Here is a 502-nt window from a genome sequence, read left to right as displayed (position 1 = left end):
CAACGCCCCAATTTAATCAAGCACCAGCCCAATGCAAGGATATGGCGTGCTGACATTACTTATTTGGAATTACGTCCAGGAACCTGGGGTTATCTCAGTTCTATTTACGAACCAAAGGTTCATCAAGTTCTTGCTTTCAAGATTGGTCGTCAGATGGAGGCGACGTTAGTTGTAGAAACGATTAATCAGGCGCTTGAATGTCATCAAAAGCCACAATATTTTCACTCTGACATGGGTTCACAGTACACCAGCAACGAAGTTGAAACTTTACTTGAACGGCATCAGATTAGCCACTCATACTCAAAACAAGGTTATCCTTATGATAATGGGCCAATTGAAGCTTTTCACTCATTGTTGAAGAGAGAGTTTGCCTTTCAAACAACTTTTTTCAATTTTGAGGACTTGGTAATCCGAACCTCAAATTACATCAGTTGGTTTAATTCCGACAGAATTAGAACGAGTGTTTAGAAAAAGATGTGCCATTTATTGACATAGGAGCATT

At 39.6% G+C, this 502-nt stretch carries 1 pseudogene; it reads left to right on the top strand.

The window, feature by feature from the left end:
• Nucleotides 1–468 (top strand): annotated as a pseudogene (locus tag PPA04_RS09535) (IS3-like element IS1163 family transposase); the annotation flags it as partial.
• Nucleotides 469–502 lie beyond the last annotated feature (34 nt).

Origin of the sequence: Pediococcus parvulus, assembly GCF_007990205.1 — a bacterium.
Taxonomy (GTDB): Bacteria; Bacillota; Bacilli; order Lactobacillales; family Lactobacillaceae; genus Pediococcus; species Pediococcus parvulus.
The sequence above is the reverse complement of the archived record's forward strand: the minus strand, read 5'-3'. Positions and strand labels throughout refer to the sequence as shown.